Annotated in this window: 4 protein-coding genes; 3 read left to right on the top strand and 1 reads right to left on the bottom strand. The window is 68.7% G+C overall.

The features are described from left to right. The 3 genes from DJ75_RS13385 to DJ75_RS13375 all read left to right on the top strand — a co-directional run. Nucleotides 1–401 (top strand): Zn-binding domain-containing protein (locus DJ75_RS13385; RefSeq protein ID WP_141212045.1); only part of this gene is annotated, 401 nt, incomplete at its 5' end. 37 nt (nucleotides 402–438) lie between these two features. Beyond that, nucleotides 439–885, top strand: a complete 447-nt coding sequence (locus DJ75_RS13380) for a phosphate-starvation-inducible PsiE family protein (RefSeq protein ID WP_094524949.1) — start codon at nucleotides 439–441, stop codon at nucleotides 883–885. Nucleotides 886–1,042: 157 nt separating this feature from the next. Beyond that, nucleotides 1,043–2,563 carry a deoxyribodipyrimidine photo-lyase gene (locus tag DJ75_RS13375; protein WP_094524948.1) on the top strand — a complete coding sequence of 507 codons (1,521 nt, stop codon included), beginning with the start codon at nucleotides 1,043–1,045 and terminating at the stop codon, nucleotides 2,561–2,563. 731 nt (nucleotides 2,564–3,294) lie between these two features. Here the strand turns inward: DJ75_RS13375 and mvaD are convergent. Then, nucleotides 3,295–4,293: a phosphomevalonate decarboxylase MvaD gene (gene mvaD, locus DJ75_RS13370; RefSeq protein ID WP_094524947.1), complete on the bottom strand. Its 999-nt coding sequence runs from the start codon at nucleotides 4,291–4,293 to the stop codon at nucleotides 3,295–3,297. Nucleotides 4,294–4,639: the final 346 nt, after the last annotated feature.

The following is a 4,639-nucleotide window of genomic DNA, read 5'->3' as shown; positions in this document are numbered from 1 at the left end:
GCGACGGGGGCGAGAGGACGGGCGGCGGGAGCACGCCCGACGGCGAGTACGGCTTCAACGGCGGGATCCACGCGGCCGAACACGGGATCATCTCGCTGTTCCCCTTCCACCTGCTCTGCGACCGCGCCGACGTGGGCGGCATCTCGACGCCGTACCACCCGCACACCGACGCGCCCGCGGTGTTCGTCTACGACGGCTACCCGGGCGGGGTGGGGCTCACGCGCCGCGGCCACGAGCGGATCGAGGAGCTGATGGCCCGCACCGCGCGGCTCATCGACGGCTGCGACTGCGAGGGCGGCTGCCCGGCGTGCGTCCAGTCGCCGCACTGCGGCAACGCCAACGACCCCTTAGCGAAGGCGCCGGCGGTCCGCCTGCTGGAGGCGCTGACGCCCGACGGGTAGGCATAAACGACTTGCCGCCGCCGCGCGAGCACATGACATGGCGTTCGACCTCGAAGACGCGACGGAGCCGGCCGCGGTGGGGATGGAGTGGCTGGTGCTCGGGGCCGCGTACTTCCTCCTCCTGCTGTTTCTCATCGGCGTCTTCGACCTGTTCTTATCGCTGTATCGGCTGCTCGTCGCCGGGAACTTCACCGACCCGAACGAGGTGGTCGGCCTCCTCGACAGCGTGCTCCTCCTGCTGGTCATCGTCGAGGTCCACCGGACGCTGTTGGCGTACGCCAAGGGCGAGCCCGTGCTCCGGATCGTCGTCAGCGCCTCGATCATCGCCATCGCCCGCCGCGCGATCAGCTTCCGGCTGGAGGACTACGGCTCGGGACAGGAGACCGTGCTCGCGGCGCTCGCGATCGCACTGTTAGTGCTCGCGCTCACGGTCGGTTACTTCCTCCTCGACAGGGTGAGCGTCCCCGGCCGCCCGGAGCTGTGAGTCGACCGCGGAGAACGTCGTCGGTGTCGGTCAGGTGACGACCTCGTGGCGGCCGGTGTGCGGACGACGCCACTGCGGTCGATCCGTGGACCACACCGTGGCGGTCGATCTGCGACCCCGCCGGTGGTTTCACGGTGCTCGCTCCCGTGTGTATCGTATGGAGCTGTTCTGGCACCGACGGGACCTCAGACTCGCCGACAACGTCGGGCTCGCGGCCGCCGCCGACAGGGGCGAGGTCGCGGGCGTCTTCGTCTTCGACGACGACGTGCTCGCGCACGCCAGCGACGTGCGAGTGCGCCGCCTGCTCGACGGGCTCGCGGCGCTGCGAGACGACTACCGCGACCGCGGGAGCGACCTCCTTGTCGCCCGCGGCGACCCGGAGACCGTGCTCCCCGAACTGGCCGCGAGCCTCGACGCCGACCGCGTCGTCTGGAACCGAGACTACTCGGGGCTCGCGCGCGAGCGCGACGCCGCGGTCCGCAAGGCGCTCAACGAGGCCGGAATCGAGCGCGAGGCGCACCACGACGCGGTGTTGCACACGCCGGACTCGATCCGGACGAACGCCGGCGACCCGTACTCGGTGTACACCTACTACTGGCGGAAGTGGACCGACCGAGAGACCGACCCGCCGGCGCCGACCCCGGAAGCGGCAGACCTCGTCGACGTCGACGCGCTGACCGCGGCCGCTAACGGCGACGACGGCGCCGTCGCAGACGGCGGCGTCGATACCGATCGCGTCGCCGTCGGCGACCTGCCTACCCCCGCCGACCTGGGCTTCGCGGAGCCCGACGCGGAGGTGGGTCCCGCCGGCACCGAGGCGGCCCGCCAGCGGCTCGACGACTTCCTCTCGGAGGCGGTGTTCGGATACGACGCGGAGCGCGACTACCCCGCCCGCGAGTCGACCTCTCGTATGTCTGCCTTTTTAAAATACGGCGAGATCGGGGTGCGCGAGGCCTACGAGGCGACCGAGCGCGCGATGGCTGCGGCGGAGGAGCGGGCCGAGGAGAACGGCGAGGAGGGCGGCGATGACGACGACGGCCCCGTCGCCGCGGTCGAGGAGTACCAGCAGCAGCTCGCCTGGCGCGAGTTCTACACGCAGGTGCTGTACCACAACCCCGAGGTGGTGACGGATAACTACAAGCAGTACGAGGAGGGGATCGAGTGGCGCGACGACCCCGAGGAAATCGCGGCCTGGAAGCGCGGCGAGACGGGGTACCCCATCGTCGACGCCGGGATGCGTCAGCTCCGCGAGGAGGCGTTCATGCATAACCGCGTCAGGATGATCGTCGCCTCCTTCCTGACGAAGGACCTGCTCGCGGACTGGCGCCACGGCTACGACCACTTCCGGGAGCGGCTGGCCGACCACGACACCGCCAACGACAACGGCGGCTGGCAGTGGGCGGCCTCCACCGGGACCGACGCACAGCCGTACTTCCGCATCTTCAACCCGATGACGCAGGGGGAGCGGTACGACCCCGACGCGGAGTACATCAAAGAGTACGTCCCCGAACTTCGAGGGGTCGACGCCGACCTGATCCACGAGTGGCACGAGCTCTCGCCGACGCAGCGCGCGAACGCCGCGCCCGACTATCCCTCCCCGATCGTCGACCACTCCGAGCGGCGCGAGGAGGCGTTAGCGATGTACAAGCGGGCGCGCGGCGAAGATCCGGACGAGTAACTCGCGCCGTTGACGGGTTCATCGAAGGACATGGTTGACCCGCCGTGACGAGTACGGAGAATCGAATCAACACCGGAGGGAAGTTCTTTCGCGGCGATCGAGACCACAGCAACCGTCAGGCCCACGTGTGAACGAGATCATCCCGCTCGGCCTGCAACTGCCGCGAGCGCGTCGGCGTGCAGCAGCGCTGTTCGGTGGTACTTTGTCGAGAACGGGCGAACACCGCGGTTAAGACCCGGACGGGAGACGTTTTCCGCGCACCGTACGGCCCTTCCGACCTGCGCTGGCTGTAGCCGGTCTTTCCCGGCGTTGCCCTTTGGGGCTTTGGCTGGACTTTCACCAGCGGTTGCCAGCAGCCGGTTTCTCGGACCTTAGTCGCCCAAGGCCCGATACTTGACCTTTACGACAGTCCTGCCGGCGGGACTGTTTCCGGCACGCTTCGGTTCTCCTTCGAGGCGTTCATCTCACTTCCCTGTCGGGGGGTCTGATTTTACCTCCAACCCGATTGAGCCCGTCTTGACAGACGCACCCATTCGGGTCGTCCGGTATGTCCCCGCTGTGTCCGCACCCGTGATATACGTTAGCAAGAGACATAAAATTTACGGACGAACGCGATAGCACTCTCGACTTTCGACGGATTCGAATAAGTGGGTCTGATGAACGGCTCGCAGCGGAGGTGGTGCCGGTCGTGACCCGCCGACCGTCCACGAGCGGTAGATCGCCGGTCCGACTTAAAACAGCGCCTCGCTCTCGTCAAGCACGTGCGCAGGCCCGCCGACCTCCCAGACGTCGGTGTCGATGCCGATCTCGCTGATTCTGCTCTCGACCTCGTCGGCGTGGTCGGCGAGGGTGTTGACGTACACCGAGGCGCCGGTGTCAGTCGAGAAGTAGACGGGGACGCCGTCCTCTCGGAGCTCGCGGACCGCGTTGAACACTTGGATCGTCTCCGGCTGCCAGTACACCCACCCGGCGGGGCCGGTCATCGTGGTGGCCGTCAGCGAGAGCGAGTCGTGCTCGGCCGTCTCGAAGATCCGGTCGAAGTCGCCCTCGCGGAGCGCGTCGGTCATCTCGACGAGCTGGTCCTGCACGTGGGCGGTCCGCGCCTGCATCATGTGGCTCGCGGCGGCCTCGCGGTGCGCCTCCTCGGTCTCTTTATAAGCGGGGACGTGCGCGGCGACGATCCGGAGGTCCTCCTCGGGGTCGAACCCGTCCTCGCCGACGCCCACGTCCAGACGGTGCGAGCGACAGTCCTCGTCGTTGAGCCCGGCGTCGAGCCGGGAGTAGGCCCCGGTGACGGCCCGGGCCGCGGAGGAGGAGCCGCGGCGGGCGATCGTGGAGACCTCGGGCAGGGAGCGGTCGAGGCCGGCGGCCTCGACGAGCGCGAGCGCGGCGGCCGCGAACCCCGACGACGAGGAGCCGAAGCCGATGTTCGACGGGAAGGAGTTCTCGCTCTCCAGCCGGACCGCGGCGTCGACGCCGGCCAGCTCGCGGACGTGGTCGACGACCATATCGATGCGCTCGGCGGCCCGGCCGTCGACCGCCTCGCCGCCGATGACGTACGTGTCCTCGCTCGCGTCGGGCTGCCACTCGACCGTCGTCGTCGTCGCGGTCGGGGCGGTACAGAGGCTGATGCTGTCGTGGTACGGGAGCCGGAGCTCCGGGTCGCGCATCCCGTGGTACTTGACGAGCCCCTGGATCGGGTGGGCTCGCGCGGTGGCCTTCTCGGTCATACCTCGGGAAGCGTCCGGCGGGGGATTAGTCGTTGCGATGAGTGGGAGGGTGAGTGTGGAAGAGTCGTTGCGAAACGATGAGTCGATCGAGACAAGTGCGGTGGCGCGTGCCTGCGAGCGGCCATCGGCCGCGAGGAGCACGCGCGAGGGAGTCGCGAACGGCGTGGCGCGTAGCGCCACGGGCAGCCGGCGCGAAGCGCCGGCGACGAAGTGAGCGACGAGGCTGGGGAGGTGTGAGGCTGCGGTGCGGTTGCGGGTGGATGGGACTCAAAGGGGCAGTCGCGAGGACGAAGACGGGCGATGCAAGCACCGCAGGGAGCGAGTGAAACGAGCGACTGAGGAGCGC

The organism is Halorubrum sp. Eb13, from assembly GCF_002252895.1.
In the GTDB taxonomy this organism is placed as follows: domain Archaea; phylum Halobacteriota; class Halobacteria; order Halobacteriales; family Haloferacaceae; genus Halorubrum.
This window is presented reverse-complemented; position numbering and strand designations above follow the sequence as displayed.